20 protein-coding genes are annotated in these 23698 nt (G+C 69.2%); 16 read left to right on the forward strand and 4 right to left on the reverse strand.

Going from position 1 to position 23698, the window contains the following annotated elements; genetic code table 11:
* Positions 1–29: 29 nt before the first annotated feature.
* Positions 30–434 (reverse strand): group III truncated hemoglobin, encoded by a 405-nt coding sequence (locus AC6LJ2_RS02405; RefSeq protein ID WP_498150673.1) that lies wholly within the window; start codon positions 432–434, stop codon positions 30–32.
* 100 nt (positions 435–534) lie between these two features.
* The gene (locus tag AC6LJ2_RS02410) at positions 535–2064 is read right to left on the reverse strand and encodes an MFS transporter (RefSeq protein WP_498150674.1); all 1530 of its coding nucleotides are present in this window, start codon (positions 2062–2064) and stop codon (positions 535–537) included.
* Positions 2065–2357: 293 nt separating this feature from the next.
* On the opposite strand from AC6LJ2_RS02410, the gene AC6LJ2_RS02415 reads away from it, so the two are divergent.
* The 16 genes from AC6LJ2_RS02415 (at position 2358) to AC6LJ2_RS02490 (ending at position 20953) form a co-directional block, all read left to right on the forward strand.
* Complete coding sequence (locus AC6LJ2_RS02415) at positions 2358–3242, forward strand: LysR family transcriptional regulator (RefSeq protein ID WP_445656651.1); 885 nt, start codon at positions 2358–2360, stop codon at positions 3240–3242.
* A 149-nt stretch (positions 3243–3391) separates the two neighbouring features.
* Complete coding sequence (locus AC6LJ2_RS02420; RefSeq protein ID WP_498150675.1) at positions 3392–3991, forward strand: sigma-70 family RNA polymerase sigma factor; 600 nt, start codon at positions 3392–3394, stop codon at positions 3989–3991.
* Positions 3992–5008: a FecR domain-containing protein gene (locus AC6LJ2_RS02425; protein WP_498150676.1), complete on the forward strand. Its 1017-nt coding sequence runs from the start codon at positions 3992–3994 to the stop codon at positions 5006–5008.
* A 44-nt stretch (positions 5009–5052) separates the two neighbouring features.
* Entirely contained in the window at positions 5053–7488 is a 2436-nt protein-coding gene (locus AC6LJ2_RS02430; RefSeq protein WP_498150677.1) for a TonB-dependent siderophore receptor, read from the forward strand.
* An 11-nt stretch (positions 7489–7499) separates the two neighbouring features.
* Entirely contained in the window at positions 7500–9086 is a 1587-nt protein-coding gene (gene fes, locus AC6LJ2_RS02435) for an enterochelin esterase (RefSeq protein ID WP_263914460.1), read from the forward strand.
* A 187-nt stretch (positions 9087–9273) separates the two neighbouring features.
* Positions 9274–9786, forward strand: a complete 513-nt coding sequence (locus AC6LJ2_RS02440) for a PaaI family thioesterase (protein ID WP_263914461.1) — start codon at positions 9274–9276, stop codon at positions 9784–9786.
* A 187-nt stretch (positions 9787–9973) separates the two neighbouring features.
* Positions 9974–11452 carry an amidase gene (locus AC6LJ2_RS02445; RefSeq protein WP_445656647.1) on the forward strand — a complete coding sequence of 493 codons (1479 nt, stop codon included), beginning with the start codon at positions 9974–9976 and terminating at the stop codon, positions 11450–11452.
* 51 nt (positions 11453–11503) lie between these two features.
* On the forward strand, positions 11504–11776 hold the full coding sequence (locus AC6LJ2_RS02450) for an antitoxin (RefSeq protein WP_498150678.1): 273 nt from the start codon (positions 11504–11506) through the stop codon (positions 11774–11776).
* Positions 11773–12174, forward strand: a complete 402-nt coding sequence (locus AC6LJ2_RS02455) for a type II toxin-antitoxin system VapC family toxin (protein ID WP_263914464.1) — start codon at positions 11773–11775, stop codon at positions 12172–12174. Before AC6LJ2_RS02450 ends, AC6LJ2_RS02455 begins: the two co-directional genes overlap by 4 nt.
* Positions 12175–12449: 275 nt before the next feature.
* Positions 12450–14069, forward strand: coding sequence for a methyl-accepting chemotaxis protein (locus tag AC6LJ2_RS02460; RefSeq protein ID WP_263914466.1), 1620 nt, complete (start codon positions 12450–12452; stop codon positions 14067–14069).
* A gap of 7 nt (positions 14070–14076) precedes the next feature.
* Positions 14077–14613, forward strand: a complete 537-nt coding sequence (locus AC6LJ2_RS02465) for a chemotaxis protein CheW (protein WP_498150679.1) — start codon at positions 14077–14079, stop codon at positions 14611–14613.
* The gene (locus tag AC6LJ2_RS02470) at positions 14610–15968 is read left to right on the forward strand and encodes a CheR family methyltransferase (RefSeq protein ID WP_498150680.1); all 1359 of its coding nucleotides are present in this window, start codon (positions 14610–14612) and stop codon (positions 15966–15968) included. The genes AC6LJ2_RS02465 and AC6LJ2_RS02470 overlap by 4 nt, the downstream gene beginning before the upstream one ends.
* Positions 15961–16632, forward strand: coding sequence for a chemotaxis protein CheW (locus AC6LJ2_RS02475; RefSeq protein ID WP_498150681.1), 672 nt, complete (start codon positions 15961–15963; stop codon positions 16630–16632). The genes AC6LJ2_RS02470 and AC6LJ2_RS02475 overlap by 8 nt, the downstream gene beginning before the upstream one ends.
* Positions 16629–18890, forward strand: coding sequence for a response regulator (locus tag AC6LJ2_RS02480; RefSeq protein ID WP_263914470.1), 2262 nt, complete (start codon positions 16629–16631; stop codon positions 18888–18890). Before AC6LJ2_RS02475 ends, AC6LJ2_RS02480 begins: the two co-directional genes overlap by 4 nt.
* Positions 18887–19903 carry a chemotaxis-specific protein-glutamate methyltransferase CheB gene (locus AC6LJ2_RS02485; RefSeq protein WP_263914472.1) on the forward strand — a complete coding sequence of 339 codons (1017 nt, stop codon included), beginning with the start codon at positions 18887–18889 and terminating at the stop codon, positions 19901–19903. Before AC6LJ2_RS02480 ends, AC6LJ2_RS02485 begins: the two co-directional genes overlap by 4 nt.
* 36 nt (positions 19904–19939) lie before the next feature.
* A complete protein-coding gene (locus tag AC6LJ2_RS02490; protein ID WP_263914473.1) occupies positions 19940–20953 on the forward strand; it encodes a response regulator in 1014 nt (337 codons plus the stop codon).
* Positions 20954–21040: 87 nt separating this feature from the next.
* On the opposite strand, the gene AC6LJ2_RS02495 is transcribed toward AC6LJ2_RS02490, so the two are convergent.
* Both AC6LJ2_RS02495 and AC6LJ2_RS02500 read right to left on the reverse strand, forming a co-directional pair.
* A complete protein-coding gene (locus AC6LJ2_RS02495) occupies positions 21041–22690 on the reverse strand; it encodes an ABC transporter permease (protein WP_498150682.1) in 1650 nt (549 codons plus the stop codon).
* Positions 22691–22731: 41 nt separating this feature from the next.
* Complete coding sequence (locus AC6LJ2_RS02500; protein ID WP_498150683.1) at positions 22732–23661, reverse strand: ABC transporter substrate-binding protein; 930 nt, start codon at positions 23659–23661, stop codon at positions 22732–22734.
* Positions 23662–23698: the final 37 nt, after the last annotated feature.

Below are 23698 nucleotides of genomic sequence, written 5' to 3' on the forward strand. Positions count from 1 at the left end.
CGCGGGCGGGCTGGGTCTACGGCAGGCCCTTACGCCGGGCGCAGGTCCGTCAACGGCTGGTTCGGGTCGCGGCTGAGCTGATAGCCGTACCACAGGCTGCGCGCCATACGGTTTGCCATTTCGCCCGCGGCCTCGGCCAGGGCGCGATTGGGCAGCGCGGCAAGGGTTTCGCCCCATAGCGCCAGCCAGCGTTCGAACAATTCGGCGCTCAAGTGCGGCATGGCCACGTGCTTGGGCATCGGCATGCCGGTGAAGCGCCGGGTGCCTCGCAGCACGGCCGACCAGAAGTCCGACAGTGTGACCAGATGCTCGTCCCAGTCGTGCACCTGGGCCTCGAATACCGGGCCCAACGCGTCGTCGGCGCGCGCCTTGGCATAGAAGGTATGCACCAGGTCGCGGATTTCGGCTTCGGTGCAGAGGTCGGATTCGGACAAGGGCGTCTCCCCGGGCGACGGCTGAAAAGATGGCCTGGATAGTAGGGCGCGAGGGAGGCGGGCGAGTTGATCTGGCGCAAACCGGCGCGATCCGACGGCATCAGGATGTTTGCGTGCGCACGGTCGCTGCCGGCGTCGCCCGCGGGCGCGCCAGCAACGCGTACACCAGCACGGCCAGCAGCAGCGCGATGCCCGCCAGGACATACAGCACTTGGCCGAAGGCCGTGTCATACGCCTGGTGCAGCAGGGGGCCTGCGCCGGGCAGCACCTCGGTCGCTTCGGCCAACTGGCCCAGGGCGGTGCGGTTGGCGGCTTGCAGCAGGGCCGGGGCGCTGGCGCCGGGCAGCGCGCTGGACGCCTGCGCGTGGATCAGCGTGGCGAGCAAGGCGCTGACCACGGCAATGGCCACGCCGTCGGCGGACACGCGCACGGTGTTGAAGATGCCGGTGGCCATGCCGACCCGGTCGCGTTCGACCACGCTGACCGCCATGGCGTCCATCAGCCCCCAGGGCAGGCCGATGCCGATTCCCATCAGGCCCATGGGCAGCCACAGTGCATCGGCGCCGCCGGACAGGTCACGGGCCAGCCAGGCCAGGCCGGCCGCCACCGCGACCAGGCCTGCGCTGGACAGCGCGCCCGGGCTGGCCCAGCGGGTCAGCAGCGCCGCCAGGAAAGGCACGACCAGCAAGGGGGCGGCCAGTCCGATCATCAGTTGTCCGGCTTCCAATGCGCGATAGCCGTCGATGCCGATGAAGCGGCCGGGCAGGATGGCGATCAGCACGATGAAGAGAAAGGCGGGCGAGGCCGCCAGGACCTGCACGCCGACGAAGCGCGCGCTGCGAAACAGCGACAGGTCCAGCATCGGATGCGGCGTGCGCAGCTCGGCGATGATGAAGGCGGTGGCCAGCAGCACGGAGGCGATCAGCGATCCGGCGACCGCGGGGTCGGTCCAGCCGTTTTCGGGGGCCAGCAGCATGCCGTAGGTGAACAGCCCCAACGCGCCCGTGAAGCTGAGCGCGCCGCGCCAGTCGAAGCGTCCGTGCGTCACGCCCGGCGTGGCCCGCACGCTGGCGGCCACCAGCGCCAGGCCGATCAGCCCCACCAGGCCGGTACCGTGAAAGACCCAGCGCCAGCCGGCCGTCTGCACCAGCCAGCCCGAGATCAGCGGGCCGAACGACAGGCCGATGCCGAACGTCGTGCCCAGCAGGCTGAAGGCGCGCGCGCGGGCCGCGCCATGGAACAGCGGCGCCAGCGACGACATGGCCGCGGCAAAGGCCGCCGCGCCGCCCACGCCCTGCATCAGCCGCAGAACGTCGATCCAGCCGGCCGACGGCGCCCAGGCGACGGGAAACGTAAAGGCGCAGAACCACGCCAGCCCGCCCAGCCAGACGCGGCGCGGGCCGTACAGGTCGGTCAGGCTGCCGGACACCATGATGACGCTGCCGTAGGCCAGGATGTAGCCGTTCAGGATCCAGTTCAATTGCACCGGCGTGCCGCCCAGCGCCTGGCTGATCGAGGGCAGCACCACGGCGGGGCCGGTGAAGCACAGCGGGATCAGTACGGCGGTCAGGCAGGCGGCCAGCAATTGCAGCCAGCGGTTGGGGGCGGGGGAAAGCTCAGGCGATGTCATGGTCGGATCAGGCGGCGCAGCGCCGCAAGCGAAACAGGAATGTGGGCGTGATGTGGGGGGGGAACGCCACTCAGCCCACGCAGTGCCCGCAGAATAGGCAGCCAGCCATAAAAGAAAAATAGGCTAGGATTCCGAATATTCCGGACATGAGAGTCCGTATTGAGATGGCGGAAGACGGAACAATGGACAGCAAGGCAACGGGATCGCGAGGCCAGGAAAATGCATGACGAGGCAACGCAATGAATGACGAGGCAACGCAATCAATGACGAGGCAGCAATGACGAGGCAACGCAATGGATAGCCTGAGCGGTATCGGCGTGTTCGTGCTGGTGGCCGACACGCGCAGCTTTGCCGAGGCGGGCCGGGTGCTGGGGGTGTCGGCGTCGGCGGTGGGCAAGAGCGTGGCGCGGATGGAGGCGCGGTTGAAGGTGCGGCTGTTTCATCGCAGCACCCGTCACATTGCCCTGACGCCGGAAGGCGAGAAGTTCCTGGAGCGCTGCCGCCGCATCCTGTGCGAGGTCGAAGCGGCGGAACTGGAATTGTCCGAAGCCAGCGGCACGCCCAGCGGCCGGCTGCGGGTGAGCCTGCCGCGCTACAGCGGCTTGTTCGAGTCGGCGCTGGCCAGTTTCCTCAAGCGCTACCCGCAGGTCGAGCTGGACCTGGACTTCACCGACCGCATGGTCGATGTGATTGGCGAAGGCTACGACGCCGTGGTGCGCACCGGCGAGATGGACGATTCGGGACTGAAACGCCGCCGCCTGGGCCCGTTCCGGCGCGTATTGGCCGCCTCGCCGGACTATCTGGCAACACAGGGCACGCCGAAGCGCGCGGCCGATCTGCTGCGCCACAGCTGCCTGCATTACCGCTACCCCAGCACCGGCAAGCTGGAAAAATGGCCGCTGAAGGTGGGCCCCACGGCGCAGCCGCCCGAACTGCCGCTGACCCTGGTGTGCAACAGCGTCGAGATGCGGATATTCCTGGCGCTGAGCGGGCTGGGCATCGTCTGCCTGCCTGACTTCACCATTCGCAAGGAGCTGGCGGACGGTCGGCTGCAGATCGTGCTGGATGAACGCACGCGCGGCAACGGCACGATGTGGGCGCTATGGCCCGCCAGCCGGCATCCGTCGCCCAAGCTGCGGGTGTTCGTGGATCACCTGGCGCAGCATCTTTTTGAATAGGTCCCGAGGGGTGTCGCCACCGAAGGCGCCAGATGCCGCCGTCTGGCGATACCGTCCGATAAACGCGTTGCACGGATGAGACAGGCATCCAATCGCGGCATCTTTCAGGTAATAATGATACTTATTCCTATTAAATCGATGTCGATGCCATGCCGTGCCCGCCCACTGACGCCGCCGCCTTGTACAGCGACCACCATGGGTGGTTGCAGCGCTGGTTGACGTTTCGCCTGAACAACGCCTGTGACGCGGCAGACCTGGCCCACGATACCTTCGTGCGGGTGCTGGCGCGGCCACGCGGCATCGAGGGCGGCGAAGGCGGGCAGCGCGCCTACCTGACCACGATCGCACGCGGTCTGCTGGTGGACCATTGGCGCCGCCAGCGGCTGGAACAGGCCTACCTGGAAGCCCTGGCGGCTCGCCCCGAGGCCGTGGCGCCGTCCGAGGAATCACGCGCCATCATCCTGGAAACCCTGTTCGAGATCGACGCCATGCTGGACCGGCTGCCGCCCAAGGTCAGTCAGGCCTTCGTGCTGGCACAACTGGAAGGCGTGGGCTATGCGGACATCGGCGCGAGATTGGGCGTGTCGGAACGCATGGTGAAGAAATACATGGCGCAGGCCATGCTGCATTGCATCGCCCTTGCGGCAAGCGCCAGCGGCGCGCCAGGTGCGCCTGGTGCAGCCGGTGCAGCCGGTGTTGCCGGCACGATCGGCGCGGTCGGCGCGGCGACGGTCCCGCCGGGGCATTGAATGCGGCAGGCCTTGACGGAAAATCCGGTCGCCGCGGCCGGGCCCGCCCCGGATTTCGACACCCTGCAGCAGGCCGCCGAATGGTATGCGGTGTTGCGCGACCACGACTGCACGGCCGCTGACCGGCAGCGCTGGACGCGCTGGGTGCAGGCGCGCGAGGCCCACCGCCAGGCCTGGTCGTATGTGGAACAGGTCAGCGGCCGTTTCGAAGTGCTGGCCGGTCAGGCCGGCGCCGCGCTGGGAGCAGGGGTGTTGCGGGCCTCGGGCCAACGGCGCCGCCGCGTGTTGCGGCTGTGCCTGGCTTGGGGGGCGGCCGGTGTGGCGGGACTGTTCACGGTACGCGGGACGCCCTGGCGGTCGTGGCATGCCGGCCTGCGCACGGGGGTGGGCGAGGTGCGCGAAGAAATCCTGGCCGACGGCACGCATCTCTGGCTCGACACCGACACCGCGGTCGAGCCGCGCTACGACGACCATCGCCGGCTGTTGCGCCTGTATGCCGGCGAGATCCTGGTGGACACCGCGGCCGATCCGCGCCAGCGACCCTTCCTGGTGTGTACCGACCAGGGCCTGCTGCGGGCGCTGGGCACGCGTTTTTCGGTACGCTGCGGCCCCACCGACAGCACGCTGGACGTGTTCGACGGCGCCGTGGAGCTGAGCTGCGCCGATACCGGCGAACGGCGCCGCGTGGCGGCAGGCGAACGGGCGGTGTTCACGCGGTCGGGCATCGCCCCCGCAGCGACCGCCGACCCGGCCCGGCACGCGTGGGCGCGCGGGGTGTTGCTGGCCGACAGCCGGCCGCTGGCCGATTTCCTGGCGGAACTGGGGCGCTACCGGCGCGGCTACCTGGGCTGCGATCCCGCGGTGGCGGGCCTGCGCGTGATGGGCAATTTCCCCTTGGCGGACACCGACCATGCGCTGGCCATGCTGGAAGCCGTGCTGCCGGTCAAGGCCAGCCGTACCTTGCCCTGGTGGGTGGTCGTCCGTGCAGTTCCCTTTTCGGTTCCTGGTTCGGTATAGACATTGCAGGCCTGTGCTTGCACAACCCGAATTCAGGAGCTTTCATGTCGATCCCCCACGCGCCCGCGCCGCGTCCGGCCTTGCGGCGGGCCTGGCTGTCCCGGCAACTGTCGGCCGCGGCCGCCGCCGTGGCGTTGGCCACCACGCTGGCCCCGCCGTGCGCGGCGGCCGGTCCGTCGGCCCCGGCCGCCACCGTTCATCACGTCGATGTCGGCCCGGGCCGCTTGACCGACGTGCTCAACCGCTATGCCTTGCAGGCCGGCGTGCTGCTGGCTGGCGACAGTCGCCTGACCGATGCGCTGCACAGCGACGGCCTGCGCGGCGCCTACACGGTCGAAGACGGTTTTGCCGCGCTGCTGGCGCGCCACGGCATGCAGGCGCAACGCGGCGCGTCGGGCGCCTGGTCGTTGCGGGTCGTGCCGCAAGGCATCAGCACGTTGGCGCCCGTGACGGTGGACGGGCGCAGCGAAAGCGCCACCGGTCCGGTGGACGGCATGCTGGCGCGGCGCAGCTCGGGCGGCACCAAGACGGACACGTCCATCATGGAAACGCCGCAGGCGGTGTCGGTGATCACGCGCGACCAGATGCAGGCGCAGGATGTGCAATCGGTGTCGCAGGCGCTGCGCTATTCCAGCGGGGTGTTCACCGAGTACCGCGGGTCGTCGAACCAGACCGATGAAGTCTTCATGCGCGGCTTCGGCTACGCGCCCAAGTTCCTGGACGGGTTGGCCTATGGCTCGGCGTCCAAGGGGCAGATCGATCCCTGGCTGCTGGAACGGGTGGAAGTGGTGCGGGGTCCGTCATCGGTGCTGTATGGCCAGGCCAGCCCGGGCGGCATCCTCAACCTGGTCAGCAAGCGGCCGCAGGCCGAGCCGCTGCGCGAGGTGCAGTTCGATGTCGGCAACCACGAACGCGCCTCGGCCGCGTTCGATGCCGGCGGCCAGATCGACGACGACGGCAAGCTGCTGTATCGGCTGAGCGGACTGGCGCGCACCCAGCACAGCGACGTGGATGGCGTGCGCGATGAACGCGTGGCGCTGGCGCCGGCGTTCACGTGGCTGCCCAACAGCGACACGCGCTTCACGCTGCTGACCAGCTACCAGAACGAGCCCGAAGCCGGCTACCGCAACTTCCTGCCGGCCATGGGGCTGGTGTATGGCGGCAGCAAGGGCTATGGCCACATTCCGCGCAGCTTCAACGGCAGCGACCCCGACTACGACAAGTCCTGGCGCGAGCAGGGCTCGGTGGGATATGAACTGGAACACCGGCTGAACGGCACTTTCACGCTGCGCCAGAACCTGCGCTATTCGACCATCAGCCAGCGCTACCGCAAGCTGGTGTTCGGTGTGCTGCTGCCCGACCAGGCGACGTTCACGCGTACGGCCAGCGACGAGCACGAGAAGATCCGCCAGGTCGTGGTGGACAACCAGGCGCAGGCCGACTTCGACCTGGGCGCCACGCGCCACACCGTGCTGGCCGGGGTGGACTACCGCCAGACGCGCACCGACTACCAGCTGCTGCGCGGCAAGGGTCCGACGCTGGACTGGCGCAACCCGGTCTATGGCCAGCCCGTGGGGCCGCTGGCGCTGATGACCGACCAGTTGCAGACCGCCTCGCAATTGGGCGCCTACTTGCAGGACCAGGTGCGCATCGGCCAACTGAACGTGGTGCTGGGCGGCCGCAAGGACTGGTCGCGCGCGCGCACCGAGAACCGCCTGGGCGCCGACAGCCGCCAGGACGATGACGCCTTCACCGGCCGCGTCGGCGCGATCTACAACTTCGACAATGGCCTGGCGCCGTACGCCAGCTATTCGACGTCGTTCGAACCCGAACTGACGCGCGGCGCGCCCGGATCGGACCCGTTCAAGCCCACCACCGGCAAGCAATGGGAAGCCGGCCTGAAGTACCAGCCGCCCGGCACCGATGCGATGTTCACCGCGTCGTATTTCGACCTGCGCCAGCGCAACGTGGCCACCTACGACAGCACCATCGGGTTCAACGTGCAGACGGGCGAGATCGCCTCGCGCGGGGTCGAGCTGGAAGCCCGCGGCAACCTGACGCGCCAGCTGGAAGTGGTGGCGTCCTACACCTATGTGGACCCCAAGGTGCGCCAGAGTTCGCAGGCCGGCGTGCAGGGCAGGCAGCCGGCGCGCCAACCGGGCCACCTGGCGGCGCTGTGGGGCATGTATACCGCCGCCGAGGGGCCGCTGGCCGGCCTGGGCCTGGGCGCGGGGGTGCGCTATGTGGGCACCAGCTACGGCGATCCGCTCAATACCTTCAAGGTGCCGGCCGTGACGCTCTACGACGCCGTGCTGCGCTACGACCTGGCGCAGGTGTCGCCGCGGCTGGCCGGCGCGCGTCTGCAACTGAACGTCAACAACCTGTTCGACAAGACCTACGTGGCCTCGTGCGCCGGTGAAACCGCGTGCTTCTACGGCACCGGCCGCACCGTGTCCGCAAGCCTGAACTACCGCTGGTAAGGAAAACGAAGATGCATAGCAGCAAGATGAATCCGTGGCGGGCCGCTCCCTTGGCATTGGCGTTGGCCTTCGCGTTGGGCGGCCCCGGCGACGCCCGGGCGCAAAGCGCCCAGGGCCAGGTTGTGCCCGGTACGCCAGCGGACACGGCGTTGACCTTGTCCAAGGGCGAATTCCTGGCGGGTGACTGGGAAGCCGCGCGCGGCGTCACGCTGGACCTGCTGGACGCCGACGGCCGCCACGTGCGCCGGCTGAGCGACGATGAACGTCCGGCCGGCGGGCTGATGCTGGTGGCGCCGGCCGACGGCCGCTACCTCGTGCGCGCGGCCGGGCAGGGCGCCTACCGCTGGACGGTGGCCGAACGCGTGCCGCTGGCGGCGCAGCGCGCGCCCGCACCCGTCATCGACAGCCCGCGGTTGGCGGCCTTGGCGGGCACGCTGGCGCAGGGCGGCAGCACCGAAGCCTTCTGGCGCGAGATCGCCGAACGCGGCGCGCCGCTGGTGGAACCGGTGGATGCCACGCACGACCGCGTGACTTTCCTGTGGCGCGGCGCCGAGCGCAATGTGCGGCTGTTCGGCAGCCCGTCTTCCGACCACGCGCCGTTGCAGCGGCTGGGGGCGTCAGACGTCTGGTACAAGAGCTTCGTGCTGCCCCGGTCGGCGCGGCTGTCGTACAAGATGGCGCCCGACGTGCCCGAACTGCCGGCGTCCGACACGGCCCGGCGCCGCGCCATCCTGGCCACCGCGCAGGCCGATCCCTTCAATCCCAAGGCCTATCCCGAGCGCGGCATCGACGCCTTCCAGTACGCGTCGGTGCTGGAACTGGCTGATGCGCCCGCCCAGCCCTGGGTGGCGCCGCGCGCCGGCGTCACACCGGGCACGGTCCAAACCCGTCCCCTGGCCAGCGCCATCCTGGGCAACACCCGTGATATCCACCTGTACCGGCCGGCCGGTTGGCGCCCTGGCGCCGCCCATAATCATGTGCTGGTGCTGTTCGATGCCGGGCCCTATCTGAGCCGGGTGCCCACCCCGACGATTCTGGACAACATGATCGCCGCGGGCGTGATTCCGCCGACGGCGGCGGTGCTGATCTCGAACCCCACGGCCGATTCGCGCGCGGCCGAACTGCCGCCGAATCCGGACTTCGCCGATTTCCTGGCGCGCGAACTGATGCCGTGGGCGGCCCGGCAGGGCATCGCCGCGCCGGCCGCCCGCACCGTCATCGGCGGGTCCAGCTACGGCGGCCTGGCATCGTCGTATGCGGCGCTGCGCCATCCCGAGGTGTTCGGCAACGTGCTGAGCCAGTCGGGCTCGTACTGGTGGGGCCAGCCGGGCCAGGAAGACCAATGGCTGACGCGCCAGTTTGCCGCCCGGCGCACGCTGCCGGTGCGCTTCTACCTGGTGGCGGGACGGTTCGAGATGGGCCGCGGCGGCCAGCCCGGCATCGTCGAAACCAATCGCCATCTGCGCGACGTGCTGCAGGCCAAGGGCTATCGGGTCACCCACCAGGAAGTGGCGGGTGGGCACGACTACCTGAGCTGGCGCGGCACGCTGTCCGACGGGCTGATCGATCTGATCGGCACGGGCCGGGCGGCGCGCTGACCGGTTCGATGCGGGGAGCGGTCGGGCGTTGGCAGGATGGGGGGCAATGCCGGACAGGCTGGCGTCATCGAATGTTTGCTATATGATGGCTGTCATATCAGGATCATCAGCGTGTTCGACGATTGCCGTGGGCGTGCGCGACGCCCCGGTTGACCGGCCTTTCCCTTCCCATTCCGGAGCCCTGCGCATGACGTCCGATTCCTCCCAGTCCGCCCGCGTGTCCACCGCCCCGCAACGCGAACCCAGTCTGGTCGATCAGACCGGCGCCGGCCTGAGCGGCCTGGAGCAGTTGCGCGCGTTGTTGGCCTCGGGCCGCAAACCCGGCATCCTGGTGTCGCTGGACTTCGATTTCATCGAGGCCGAGGAAGGCCTGGCGGTGTTCGCCGGCACGCCCGGCCCGCATGCCTACAACCCCATCGGCACGGTGCACGGCGGCTATGCCGCCACCTTGCTGGATTCGGCCTGCGGCTGCGCGGTGCATTCGCGCCTGTCGGCTGAACAGGCCTACACCACGCTGGAACTGAAGGTGGCCTATCACAAGGCCATCACGCGCCACAGCGGCTTGCTGCGCGCCGAAGGCCGCGTGCTGTCATTCGGCCAGCGGGTGGCGTATGCCGAAGCCAAGCTGACCGATGCGCAGGGTCGCTTGCTGGCGTCGGCGACGTCCACGCTGTTGGTGTTTGCGCGTCCGTCCGTCTGATTCCGCGCGCGGCCGTGCGGCGCGATGACGCCGGAATGTCTCTCTTGATGGCTGTGCGCGCCGTTTGACGGCGTAGTATTGTCGGCGTGCCAATGGCGGCCCGATCGCCAGCCGGCCAGCACGCCGGACCGCCGGCTCGAACGCAGCCCCAGAGCAGCCCCAAGAGCAGACCCAAGAGGAAACAACGATGGAACCCCGCACCCCCCCGCCCGCGCCCCTGGGCCGCCTGAACGATATCGTCGCCATGCCCGCCCATGCGCTGTCGGACGCCATCCGTCAGCGCCGCGTCTCTTGCCGCGAGGTCATGGCGGCCTATCTGCAGCACCTCGACGCGGTCAACCCGCAGTTGAACGCCATCGTGGCGCGGCGTGATGCCGACGACCTGCTGCGCGAAGCCGACGAGCGCGACGCGCAACTGGCGGCGGGGCAGTGGCTGGGCTGGCTGCATGGCCTGCCGCAGGCGCCCAAGGACCTGACCGCCGTGCGCGGCATGGTCACGTCGATGGGCTCGCTGGTCTACAAAGACCACGTCCCATCGCACGATTCCATCCTGGTCGAACGCATGCGCGCGGCAGGGGCGATCTTCATCGGTCGCAGCAATGTGCCGGAGTTCGGCCTGGGCTCGCACACCTATAACCAGGTCTATGGCACCACCCTCAATCCGTACGACCGGTCCAAGACGGCCGGCGGCAGCAGCGGCGGGGCGGCGGCGGCCCTGGCCGCGCGTCTGTTGCCCGTGGCCGATGGCAGCGATTTCGGCGGTTCGCTGCGCAATCCGGCGGCGTTCTGCAATGTCTACGGCATGCGGCCGTCGGCCGGGCGCGTGCCCTATGGGCCGTCCAACGAAGTGTTCCTCAAGCAGTTGTCGTACGAAGGCCCCATGGGCCGCACGCCGCGCGACGTGGCGCGCATGCTGTCGGTGATTGCCGGGCCGGATGCCCGGGTGCCGCTGTCGCTGGGCGATGATCCGACCGTGTTCGCGCAGCCGCTGGACGCCGACCTGCGCGGCACGCGCATCGGCTGGCTGGGCGACTGGAACGGCTACCTGCCTATGGAACCGGGCATTCTTGAACTGTGCGAGCAGGCGCTGGCGGACCTGGAAACGGCGGGCTGCGAGGTCGACGCCTACCGCGTGCCGTTCGACCCGGCGCGGCTGTGGCGCATCTGGCTGGCCCACCGCCACCTGATGGTGGGCGGGCAGTTCCATGGCCTGGTGCGCGACCCCGCAACGCGCAAGCTGGTCAAGCCCGCCCTGATCTGGGAAGTCGAAGGCCTGGACGGCATGACGGCGCACCAGGTATTCCAGGCCACCGAAGAGCGCAGCGCCTGGTACCAGACGGTGCTGGCCATGTTCCAGGACGTCGATTTCCTGGCGGTGCCCACGGCCCAGGTGTTCCCGTTCGATGCGCAGCTGGACTGGCCCAAGGAAATCGCCGGCCGCAGCATGGATACCTATCACCGCTGGATGGAAACCGTCACGCCCTGGACGCTGGCCGGTTGCCCGGTGATCAGCGTGCCGGTGGGCTTTGGCGCGGCCGGGCTGCCCATGGGCATGCAGCTGATCGGCCCGCCTCGCGGTGACCTGGCGGTGCTGCGGCTGGCGCATGCCTATGAGCAGGTGCGCGACTGGGTGGGGCAGCGTCCGCCTCAGGGCTTGTGGAACTGATTCATAGGCATATACAATTTTGCATATGCAATTTTGAGCGGCGGGGCTGCCATGACGATCCCGAAACCTGCCTTGCGGCCTCGCGAAGCCAAGCTCTTTCGCAACAACCGCAGCCAGGCCGTTCGCATCCCGGCCGAATTTGAATTGCCGGGCGATCGCGTGCTGATCCGCCGAGAGGGCGATAGGCTCATCATCGAACCGCTGGCAGGGCCGAGAAACGTCGTGGAATTGCTGGCGCAATGGCAGCAGGAAGCGCCGCTCGGACCTGATGATCAGTTTCCGGATATCGCCGATCCGCCACCGCCGCCCGAGGATGCGCTGTGAGTGGCTATCTGCTGGATACCAGCATCATCAGCGCGCTCCTGCGCGACCCCGCCGGTCCGGCGGCGCGGCATATTGCCCGGGTCGGTCATCGCAAGGTGTGCACCAGCGTCATCGTCGCGGCCGAGTTGCGCTTCGGGTGCGCCAAGAAGGGCTCCGCCAAGTTGCGCGCCAAGGTGGAGCGCTTGCTGGAGGTCATCCCCGTCTTGCCGCTGGAAGCGCCGGCCGATGCCAGATACGGCGCCATCCGCGCCGAGCTGGAAGCGGCGGGGCAGAGCATCGGCGGCAACGAGATGTTGATCGGCGCGCATGCCTGCGCGCTGGGCCTGACGCTCGTGACCGGCAATACCCGGGAATTCGAGCGTATCCGCGGCCTTGCCGTCGAAAACTGGTTGCGCTGAAGCCTGTGGCCGCAGGCATGCGAGCATTGGGTACGCGTTGTCACACTAAAAGACAAGCCCTTGTAAGAGGGCTTTGCTTTTTTCCGACGAACCAGGGCGGCTTTATGGGGTTTCCCCTGTTTTTTCATGGCTGAGCGGCCGCGCCTTTGCAATAATTGTTGATTATTCCCACATCCCGTCATGAACGGGCGGCCGGCGCGCCGACAACGTGCGCCGCCAGCGTCGACCGCGCCGATCCGAGCGCGGGCAGCCGATACTGCACAAAGGTCCCCGGTATGAAGAATCTGACACTACGTGAACGCATCATCGCCAGCTTCCTGGTCATCCTGGCCATCATGGCGCTGATGGTGGTGGTCGATTACCAGCGGTTGCTGCAGGTCGAGGCCGAGGCCAAGTCGATCAATTCGGACGCGGTGCCGGGCATCTACTACAGCACGTCGATCCGTTCGTCGTGGTTCGCGGGCTTCGTGGTGGTGCAGGACGCTTTCAACAGCGACTCCGAGCAGGAGCGCCAGGCTGGCCTGGCCGCGCTGCCCAAGAATGACCAGCAACTGCACGAGAACATCGAGCAATACCGCCGCACGGTGGTGCGCGGCGACGACCGGCGGATGTTCGAGGAATTCGAAAAGACCTTGCAAGCCTACATGCGCATCCGCGGCGAAATCCTCGATCCCGCCATGCAGGCGGACCCGGCGAAGGCGCAGGCCAAGATCAAGTCCGACCTGCGTCCGGCGTTCTACATCGGCCGCGATGTGCTGGCCCAGATGGTGGCGGCCAACAAGCAGCAGGCCGACGAGTCGGCCATCAGCATCCAGAAGGCCGTGGACACGGCCGAGGTCGGCATGCTCGTGTCGCTGGGGCTGGCGATCGTGGCCGCCGTCATCTGCGGCATCCTGCTGATGCGCGCCATCGTCAACCCCATGAATGCCATCGTCAAGACGCTGGAAGCCACCGGCAGCGGCGACCTGACGCGCCGGCTGACGCTGGCCCGCAAGGACGAATTCAACGCCATCGAGGGCGGGTTCAATGGCATGGTGGACGAACTGACCGGATTGGTCAGCAAGACCCAGCGCTCGGCCGTGCAGGTGGCCACGTCGGTCACCGAAATCGCGGCCACGTCCAAGCAGCAGCAGGCCACCGCATCGGAAGTGGCGGCCACCACCACCGAGATCGGCGCGACGTCGCGCGAAATCTCGGCCACCTCGCGCGAGCTGGTGCGCACCATGACGGAAGTGTCCGGCGCCGCCGAGCAGACGGCCTCGCTGGCCGGCAGCGGGCAGGTCGGCCTGGCGCGCATGGAAGACACGATGCGCAACGTGGTCGGCGCGGCCGGTTCGGTCAATGCCAAGCTCGCCATCCTCAACGAGAAGGCCGGCAATATCACGCAAGTGGTCACCACCATCACGAAGGTGGCTGACCAGACCAACCTGCTGTCGCTGAACGCCGCCATCGAAGCCGAGAAGGCCGGCGAGTACGGCCGCGGCTTCGTGGTGGTGGCGACCGAGATCCGTCGCCTGGCGGACCAGACGGCCGTGGCGACCTACGACATCGAGCAGATGGTGCGCGAGATCCAGTCGTCGGTGTCGGCCGGCGTGATGGGCATGGACAAGTTCTCGGAAGAAGTGCGCCGCGGCATGGCCGACATGCAGCAGGTGGGCGACCAGCTGTCGCAGATCATCCAGCAGGTGCAGACGCTGGCGCCGCGCGTGCAGATGGTGAACGAAGGCATGCAGGCGCAGGCGACCGGCGCCGAGCAGATCAACCAGGCCTTGCAGCAACTGAGCGACGCGGCCCAGCAGACGGTGGAATCGCTGCGCCAGTCCAGCCTGGCGATCGAAGAGCTGACGCTGGTGGCCAACGACCTGCGCAGCGGCGTATCGCGCTTCAAGGTCTGAGGCGGCCATGCCCGACCTTGCCCCGATCCCGCCCGCGGCGGCCGGCAACGCCGCCGCCCGGCGCCGTTTGTACCTGCTGTTTCGCATCGGCGCGGACCGCTACGCGCTGGACGCGGCCGACGTGGTCGAAGTGCTGGGCATGCGCGCATTCAAGCAGGTCCCCGGCACGCCGCCCTGGGTGGCCGGCGTGTTCGACTGCCGCGGCACGGCGGTGCCGGCCATTGACCTGAGCGCCTTGGCGGGCGCCGGTGATGCGGTGATGGTGACCAGCACCCGGCTGGCGCTGGTGCGCTACCGGCCCGCCGGCCAGGGCGACGCGCGCTTGTTGGGGCTGATCCTGGAGCAGGCGACCGAAACCGTGCACTATGATCCCGCCGCGTTCCAGCCCGTGGGGCTGGACATGCCGGCCGCGCGCTACCTGGGCCCCGTACTGAGCGATGCGCGCGGCATGGTGCAGGCCGTGAGGGTGGCGGATCTGTTGCCCGAGCCGGTGCGCGCATTGCTGTTTCCCGCCAACGCGGCGCGGGCAGGAGCCCTGCCATGATGCGGGTGGATGAATTCAGCACGGTGCTCAAGCGCAAGATGGGGCTGGACAGCGGCTCGATCGGCAAGGCCGCGATCGAACGCGCGGTGCGCCTGCGCATGCAGGCCGTGGGCGCGGACGAGGAGCAGGACTACCTGATGCGGGTACAGACCTCGCCGGCCGAGATGCAGCAGCTGATCGAGGCCGTGATCGTGCCGGAAACGTGGTTCTTCCGTTACCCGGAATCGCAGGCCGCGATGGCGGCGCTGGCGCGCGAGCGCTTGTTTGGCACGGGGCTGTCGGCAAGGGCATCGGCCGCCGCGGCACCGGCCGCCGCAGCCACCGCTTCCAGCGAGCAGGTCTTGCGGGTGTTGAGCGTGCCTTGTTCCAGCGGCGAAGAACCTTACTCCATCGCCATGGCCTTGCTGGATGCCGGCGTGCCGGCCGCGCGCTTCCAGGTGGACGCGGTGGACATCAGCGAACGCATGGTCGAATTCGCCCGCCGCGCCTGCTACGGCCGCAATTCCTTCCGTGGCGACGACCTGTCGTACCGCGACCGCTATTTCACCGAAACGGCCGAGGGCCATCAATTGGCCGCGCACGTCACGGCCCGCGTGCGCTTTCTGGCGGGCAACCTGTTCGACGACCAACTGTTGCCGCACACGGCGCCCTACGACTTCGTATTCTGCCGCAATCTGCTGATCTATTTCGACGCCGCCACCCAGGAACGGGCCGTGGCGGTGCTGCGCCGCTTTGCCCGGCGCGACGGCATTCTGTTCGTGGGGCCGGCCGAGACCAGCCTGCTGACGGCGCGGCGCCTGCCGGCGGTGCCGATGGCGCGGGCGTTTGCGTTCCGGGCCGAACCGGCGGCCCCGGTTGACGGCGCCGCGCCCGCTTCGATGGCCTGGACGGCGCCGCCGCCCGCTCCTCGGCCCGCCTTGGGGGCGCAAGGCCGCGCGCCGATCCGGGCCGTGGCGCCCCGCCCGGCCGTCGCCACGGCGTCCGCCCTGGCGGGCCATAGCGCCGCCCATTCCCCGTCCTATCCTGCGCCTGCCGCCCACGACACCGAGGCCTCGCTGCGCAGTGTCGCGATGCTGGCCGACCAGGGCCGTGTCGCCGAGGCGATGACGCGGTGCCGCGCTCACCTGGACCGCCACGGCGCCAGCGCCCAGGCGCTGTACCTGCTGGGCCTGTTGCAGGACGCCGAAGGCGACGCCCGACAGGCCCAGGCCGCCTACCGCAAGGCGCTGTACCTGGACCCGACCCACCGCGAGGCGCTGCTGCACCTGGCCGCGTTGATCGCGTCCGAAGGCGACCAGGAAGGCGCCCGCCGCTTGCAGGCGCGCGCCGCGCGCCAGGAGGCCCGCCGTGACTGACGCATTGGCCAGGCTGTCCGAAGTGGACGATTGCTGGAACCGCATCGGCATCCGCGGCGATAAAAGCTGCGAACGGCTGCCCGAACACGTGCATTGCCGCAACTGCCCGGTGTATGCCGCGGCGGCCAAGCGCATCCTGGACCGCCTGCCGCCGCAGGCCGCGGCGCAGGTCGAGGACACCACTGCCGCCCTGGCGGCGCAGGCGCGCCTGTCGTCGCTGCTGGTGTTCCGCCTGCGCAACGAATGGCTGGGGCTGTCCACCAAGGCGCTGGACGAAGTGGCCAGCACGCGGGCCATCCTGACGCTGCCGCACCGGCGCGACCCGGCGGTGCTGGGGGTGACCAACGTGCGCGGCACCTTGACGGTGTGCGTGTCGCTGGCGCGGCTGCTGGGGCTGGACGCCACGGCGTCCGACAACGGCCGCGACCGGCCGTCGGCGGCGCGCATGCTGATCTTCGGCGGCGCCGGCCGCGCGGTGGTGCTGCCGGTCGACGAGGTCGAAGGTATCCATTCCGTGGACCTGGACGCGCTGGGCGCGCTGCCCGCCACGGTCGAAGGCGCCAGCCTGAAATATTCCCGCGGCGTGGTGCGCTGCGGTGCCCATAGCGTGGGCGTATTGGACGAGACCCTGTTGATGCAAGCCATGGAACGGAGCCTGGCGTGAACCCGGACCAGATGCGCGACGCCTCGTTGCTGGAACTGTTCCAGCTGGAAACCCGCAATCAGGTGCAGGTGCTGAACAACGGCCTGCTGGCGCTGGAGCACGACCCGACGTCGGCGCCCCAGCTCGAAGCCTGCATGCGCGCCGCGCACTCGCTCAAGGGGGCCGCGCGCATTGTCGACCTGCATCCGGCCGTGCGCATTGCGCACGCAATGGAAGACTGCCTGGTGGCGGCGCAGGAAGGGCGGCTGCGCTTGCAGGCCGCCGATATCGACGCGCTGCTGCTGGGTGCGGACCTGCTGCAGCGCGTAGCCACGCCGGGCGCCGAACTGGGCAGCGAGATCGACGAGTTGGTGGCCCGCCTGTCCAACGCGCCGAATGCGCCGCCGGCCGCGGCGGTGGTCGAACGTGCGCCCAGGCCATCCGACTTCCTGCCGCCGATCCAGCGGCCTGGCGACCCGCCGCCGCCGCCCCCGCCCGCGCGCCGCGTGTCGGACCAGGCGCTGGGCGAGGGCGAGCGGGTGCTGCGGGTCACGGCCGACACGCTCAACAAGCTGCTGGGCCTGTCCAGCGAAACCCTGGTCGAATCGCACTGGATCGCGCCGTTCAGCGCGTCCATGCTGCGGCTGCGGCGCCTGCAATCGGGCGCGGGCCAGGCGCTGGACAGCCTGCGCGCGTCGCTGGCCGAGGCGCACCTGGATGCCCGCAGCCAGGCCGCGCTGGACGATGCCCAGCGCATCGTCGAAGCCTGCCAGCAGGAACTGACGCAGCGCGCCAGCGAGGTCGATGAATTCGGCTGGCGCATGGGCCACCTGGCGCAGCGCCTGTACGACACGGCGCTGGCCTGCCGCATGCGGCCCTTCGGCGACGGCGTGGGGGGCATGGCGCGCATGGTGCGCGACCTGGGCCGCTCGCTCGGCAAGCAGGTGCGGCTGGAAATCGATGGCGACGCCACCCAGGTCGATCGCGACATCCTGGACAAGCTCGATGCGCCGCTGATGCACCTGTTGCGCAACGCGGTGGACCACGGCATCGAGATGCCGATGGATCGCCTGGAAGCCGGCAAGCCGCCCGAGGGCCTGATCCGGCTGTCGGCGCGCCACGCCGCCGGTATGCTGCTGATCGAACTGAGCGACGACGGCGGCGGCATTTCGCTGGACCGCCTGCGGGTCGAAGTGGTGCAGCGCAAGCTGACCAACGCCGACACCGCGGCGCGCCTGAGCGAGGCCGAACTGCTGGAATTCCTGTTCCTGTCCGGCTTCAGCACGCGCGGCGAGGTGACCGAGATATCGGGCCGCGGCGTCGGGCTGGATGTGGTGCAGACCATGGTGCGGCAGTTGCGCGGCGCCGTGCGCATCCACCAGCAGACGGGGCAGGGCACGCGCTTCGTGCTGGAAATGCCGCTGTCGCTGTCGGTGGTGCGCAGCCTGCTGGTCGAGGTGCAGGGCGAAATCTACGCGTTTCCGCTGGCCTACGTCAGCCACGCGTTGCAGGTGCGCGCCGAGGACATCGAGCAGCTTGAAGGGCACCAGCATTTCCGCTTCATGGACCGCCAGATCGGCCTGGTGTCGGCGCGCCAGATCCTGCGGTCGGGCGACCCCGCCCCGGCGGCCGAGACGCTGCAGGTCGTGGTGGTGGGCGACCACGACAAGCGCTACGGCATCGCCGTGGATCGCTACGTGGGCGAGCGCACCCTGGTCGTGCAGCCGCTGGACCCGCGCCTGGGCAAGGTGCAGGACGTGATGGCCGGTTCGCTGATGGACGACGGCACGCCGTTGTTGATCCTGGACGTCGAGGACATGCTGCTGTCGGTGCAGAAGCTGGTCGAAGGCGGGCGCTTGACCCGCGTGGACGGCGGTGGCCCGGTGGCGCAGGCGCGGCGCCGCAAGCGCGTGCTGGTGGTGGACGATTCGCTGACCGTGCGCGAACTGGAACGCAAGCTGCTGCTGAACCGCGGCTTTGACGTGGCGGTGGCGGTGGACGGCATGGACGGCTGGAACATGCTGCGCAACGAGCCCTTCGACCTGGTGGTGACCGACGTCGACATGCCGCGCATGGACGGCATCGAGCTGGTCACGCGCATCAAGGCTGACCCCAAGTTGCAAAGCCTGCCGGTGATGGTAGTGTCCTACAAAGATCGCGAAGAGGACAGGCGGCGCGGCCTGGATGCCGGTGCCGACTATTACCTCGCCAAGGGCAGCTTCCACGACGACGCCCTGCTGGACGCCGTCGAAGACCTGATCGGAAAGGCGCGAACGTGAGAATCGGCATCGTCAACGATCTGCAGATGGCCGTCGAAACCCTGCGGCGTGTCATCGCCCTGGAACCCGGGCTGGAAGTCGCCTGGGTGGCGGCCAACGGCCAGGAGGCCCTGGAACGCTGTGCCCAGGACCGCCCCGACGTGGTGCTGATGGACCTGATCATGCCCGTCATGGACGGCGTCGAGGCCACGCGCCGCATCATGGCCGAAACTCCCTGCGCCATCGTGGTGGTGACGGTCGACGTGGCCCGCCACACTGCGCGCGTGTTCGATGCCATGGGCTACGGCGCGCTGGACGCGGTGGACACGCCGGTGGTGGGCAGCGCCGACCTGCGCACGGCGGCCACGCCCTTGCTGCGCAAGATCCGCAATATCGGCTGGCTGATCGGCCGCTACGGCAATAACCGCACGGCGCTGACGCCGGTGGCCCGCAGCGCGACCCAGCCGGGCCCGTCGCAGGGGCTGCTGGTGATCGGCGCGTCGGCCGGCGGCCCGGCCACGCTGGCGCAACTGCTGCGCGACCTGCCCGTGACGTTTCCCGCCGGCATCGTGCTGGTACAGCACGTGGACGCCTCGTTCGCCGCTGGCATGGCCGACTGGCTCAACGATCAGGTCGATCTGCCGGTGCGGCTGGTGCGCGAAGGCGAGCGCCCGGCGCCGGGCCAGGTATTGCTTGCCGGCACCGACGACCATCTGCATCTGGTGGCGGATGGTACGCTGCGTTACACCGAGAATCCCAAAGAAAGCCTGTACCGTCCCTCAATTGACGTATTCTTTCATAGCGTGGCGCAGCACTGGCGCGGCCTGGCGGTCGGCGTGCTGCTGACGGGCATGGGCCAGGACGGGGCGCGCGGCCTGAAGGCGCTGCGCGAGCGCGGCTGCCTGACCATTGCCCAGGACCAGGCCACCAGCGCAGTCTATGGCATGCCGAAAGCGGCGGCCGCGCTGCAGGCCGCCGTTGAAATCCGCCCGTTGGACAAGATTGCCCCCCGTTTGATCCAGGCGTTTGCTTGAGCCGGCGGATACAGCGAGACATCAAGGACAGACACTATGCACCCTCCCATTGACAGCCCGGCGTCGGCGGACCTGAATTCGCATGCGGCCATGGTATTGCTGGTCGACGACCAGGTGATGGTCGGCGAGGCCATCCGCAGGTCCCTGGCCACGGAGGGCAACATTGACTTCCACTATTGTTCGGACCCCTACAAGGCCCTGACCGTCGCCATCCAGACGCGGCCCACCGTGATTCTGCAGGACCTGGTGCTGCCGGGCGTGGACGGCCTGAGCCTGGTGCAGGAATACCGCAGCCATCCGGTGACGCGCGACATTCCCATCATCGTGCTGTCCACCAAGGAAGACCCGGCCATCAAGAGCGCGGCGTTCGCGGCCGGCGCCAACGACTACCTGGTCAAGCTGCCCGATTCGATCGAACTGGTGGCCCGCATCCGCTACCACTCGCGCTCGTACCTGGCGATGGTGCAACGTGACGAGGCCTACCAGGCCCTGCGCCAGAGCCAGCAGCAGCTGCTGGAAAGCAATATGGAACTGCGCCGCCTGACCAATTCGGACGGCCTGACGGGCCTGGGCAACCGCCGTTATTTCGATGAATACCTCAACGCCGAATGGCTGCGTGCGCGCCGTGACGGGCGCGAGATCAGCATGCTGATGATCGACGTGGACCACTTCAAGTCCTACAACGACACCTACGGCCACATCGCCGGCGACGAGGCCCTCAAACGCGTGGCCAACACCATTTTTGCCAGCTGCGACCGGTCCACCGACCTGGCGGCGCGTTTTGGCGGCGAGGAATTCGCGCTGGTGCTGCCGGGCACGCCGGCGGGCAGCGCCCGCCTGGCCGCCGAAAAGCTGCGCCGCGCGGTGGAAGCGATGCAGATTCCGCAGAAGGATGCGGGCGGCGGACCGTGGCTGACCGTCAGCGTGGGCACTGCCACGGCCGTACCGGTGGCCGACCAGCCTTGCACCGACCTGATCCAGGTGGCCGACCGCGGGCTGTACCAGGCCAAGCGCCAGGGCCGCAACCGGGTAGTGCAGGGGCAGATGTAATTCAGCAAACGGCCCCGGCGTTGTGCGGGGCCTGCGCGCGGGGCCGTGCCTTTGCAAGGCAAGGCCCCGCGGCGCTTCAGGCCAGCCTTATTGCCGGCGCCGGATCAGCGTGGCCGCCAGCATCAGCGTCAGGCTGACGGTCACGGCCACCGCGGCCATGGCCATGCCTTCGCCCACGGACCCTTGCTCGAACTGGCGCCAGACGAAGATCGACACCGTCTGCACGCCGGCCGGCGCCAGCAGTAGCGAGGTGACCAATTCGCGCGAGGCCACGGCAAACACCATCAGCATCGACGCGGCCAGGCCCGGCAGCACCAGCGGCAGCACGATGCGGCGCAGCGCCGCCGCCGCGCTGGCGCCGTGCACCCGCGCGGCCGCTTCGAGGTTGGCGCCGATCTGCGACAGCGCCGCGCTGACGTAGCGCACGGGGTAGGGCAGCAGCAGGCAGGTGTACGACAGCAGCAGGATGCCCCAGGTGCCGTAGGGCGACGCGGGCCAGAACGGCTGGTTCCAGGCCAGGATCAGCCCCACGCCCACCACCACGCCGGGCAGGGCGGCGGGCAGCAGCGCCAGCGCGTCGATGACGGCGGCGCCCGGCACGTGCCGGCCCGCTACGCACCAGGCCGCGAGCAGGCCCACGGCGCCGGCCGCCAGCGCCGTGCCGCTGGCCAGGAAGAGGCTGGTGGACAACGCCTGCCAGGCTTCGCCGCCGCTCTGGAACAAGGCCGCGAAATGGGCCAGGGTCAGGTTGGCCGGCGACAGGCCCGCCGAGACGTGGCGCGTCAAGGCGGCCGCCAGCATCGAGGCCAGCGGCGCCGCGACCGCCACCAGCGCGACGGCGACAAACAGGGCCAGCACCGGCCAGCGCCAGGGGCCGAGTGGGCCGCGCGCCAGCGGGGCGGGCTTGCCGGTGGTGGTTTCGAAGCCGCGTCCGGCCACCAGCGCGCGCTGCACTGCGTAGGCGGTCAACGCCAACGCTACCAGCACCATGGACAGCAGCGCGGCGCCGGGCAGGTCGATGGGCCAGTCCGCCAGTCGCCGCTCGATGGCGGTGGTCATGACGCTGACGCCGGCCTGCGAGCCCAGCGCGGCGGGCACGCCGTATTCCTCGATGGCCAGGGTGAAGGCGAGCAGCAGGCTGGCCGCGATGGCCGGCAGCGCCAGCGGCAGGGTGACGCGCACGAAGGCGCGCCAGGGCCCGGCGCCGAACACGCGCGCCACGTCCGCCAGCCTCGCGCCGGTGGCGGCCATGCTGCGCGACACGGCGAAATACACCACCGGAAAGATCGCCAGCCCCATCGCCAGCGTCACGCCCGCCGGGGAAAACAGCAGCGGGCCCAGGTGGAAGCCGGCCAGCTGTTCCAGGTAGCCGCGCGGTTGCAGCGCCATGGTCCAGGACAGCGCGGCGATGTAGGGCGGCAGCAAAAAGGGCACCAGGAACAGCAGGTCCCACAGCCGCGCCAGCGGCACCTGGAACAGACCACGCAGGGCGCCCAGCGGAATGCCGATCACGGCGCTGACGGCCGCCACGCCCAGGCCCAGCTTGAGGGTGCCGCCGATCAAGGTCAGTGCGGCCGGCGTGGCCAGGGTGGCCGCCCAGGCGCCGAAGGGGTTGCGCAGCGACCCGTCGGCCAGGTGCGGAAAGATGGCCTGCAATGCGACGAAGGCCATCGGCAGGGCGACGAGCACGCCCAGGGCGGCCAGGGTGATGGCCGCCAGGATGAAGACGCTTTTCATGGTGGGGGTGGGGATGCCGGGCGGGCCGGCATCCCGGTCGGTCAGTGTTGGCCGAACAGGCGGGCGAACCGGGCCAGCACCTCGGCGCGGTGGGCGCCGGGCGCGGTCTCGGGCAGCAGCGCCAGGTCCTTGAACAGGGGCCGCTTGCCGGCCACGTCCTGGCGCGCAGGCATCAGCCAGGCGTCGGCGACGGCGCGCTGGCCGTCTTCGGACAGCACGTAGTCGATGAACTTGCGGGCGTCGTCGGGCGCCTTGGTGGTCTTCAGGATCATCATCGGACGCGGCGCGATGGCGGTGCCGCTGGACGGGAAGATGACCTTGATGGATTCGCCCTTTTCGACGCTGGCGTACGACACGTAGTCGACCGCGCCGAACACCGCCGCCTTGGCGCCTTGCAGCACCGGCGTCAGCGCCTGGGCGTTGGGGCCCGAGATCGTCATGCCGTTGTCGCGCAGCGTTTCAAAGAGCTTCCAGGCGGCTTCGCCCTGGGCGCTTTGCAGGCCCAGCAGCAGGTCCAGCGAGGCGCCGGACAGCGCCGGGTCGGGCGTGGTGACGGCCTGCTTGAACTGCGGGCCGGTCAGGTCGGACCAGTCGCGCGGTTCGGGCGTGCCGCTGCGCGAATTCCAGACGATGCCCAGTGCGGAAATGCCCTGCGCGACGTAGGTCGGGGTCTTGAAGCGCGCCGGCACCTGGGCCGCATTGGGGCTGTCATAGGCGAGCAGCCAGCCGCGCTGGTCCAGGTCTTGCGCGGTGTCCCACGAGGCCGAGATCAGTACGTCGGCGCGCGGATTGGCGGCCTCGGCTTCCAGGCGGGCCATCACCTTGCCGGTGGTGGCCTGGAACACGTCGACCTTGATGCCGGTCTTTTCCTGGAAGCCCGCGGCCAATTGCTTGATCAGGCCGCCGGGGCCCGCGGTGTAAACGGTAAGCGCCTTGGCCTGGCCCGAGGCCAATCCGAACGAAAGCGTCATAAAGAACGTAGCGAGGAGTTTTGAAAGGGGTGCGTGG

The sequence above is a fragment of the Achromobacter sp. 1014246743 genome (genome assembly GCF_059760725.1).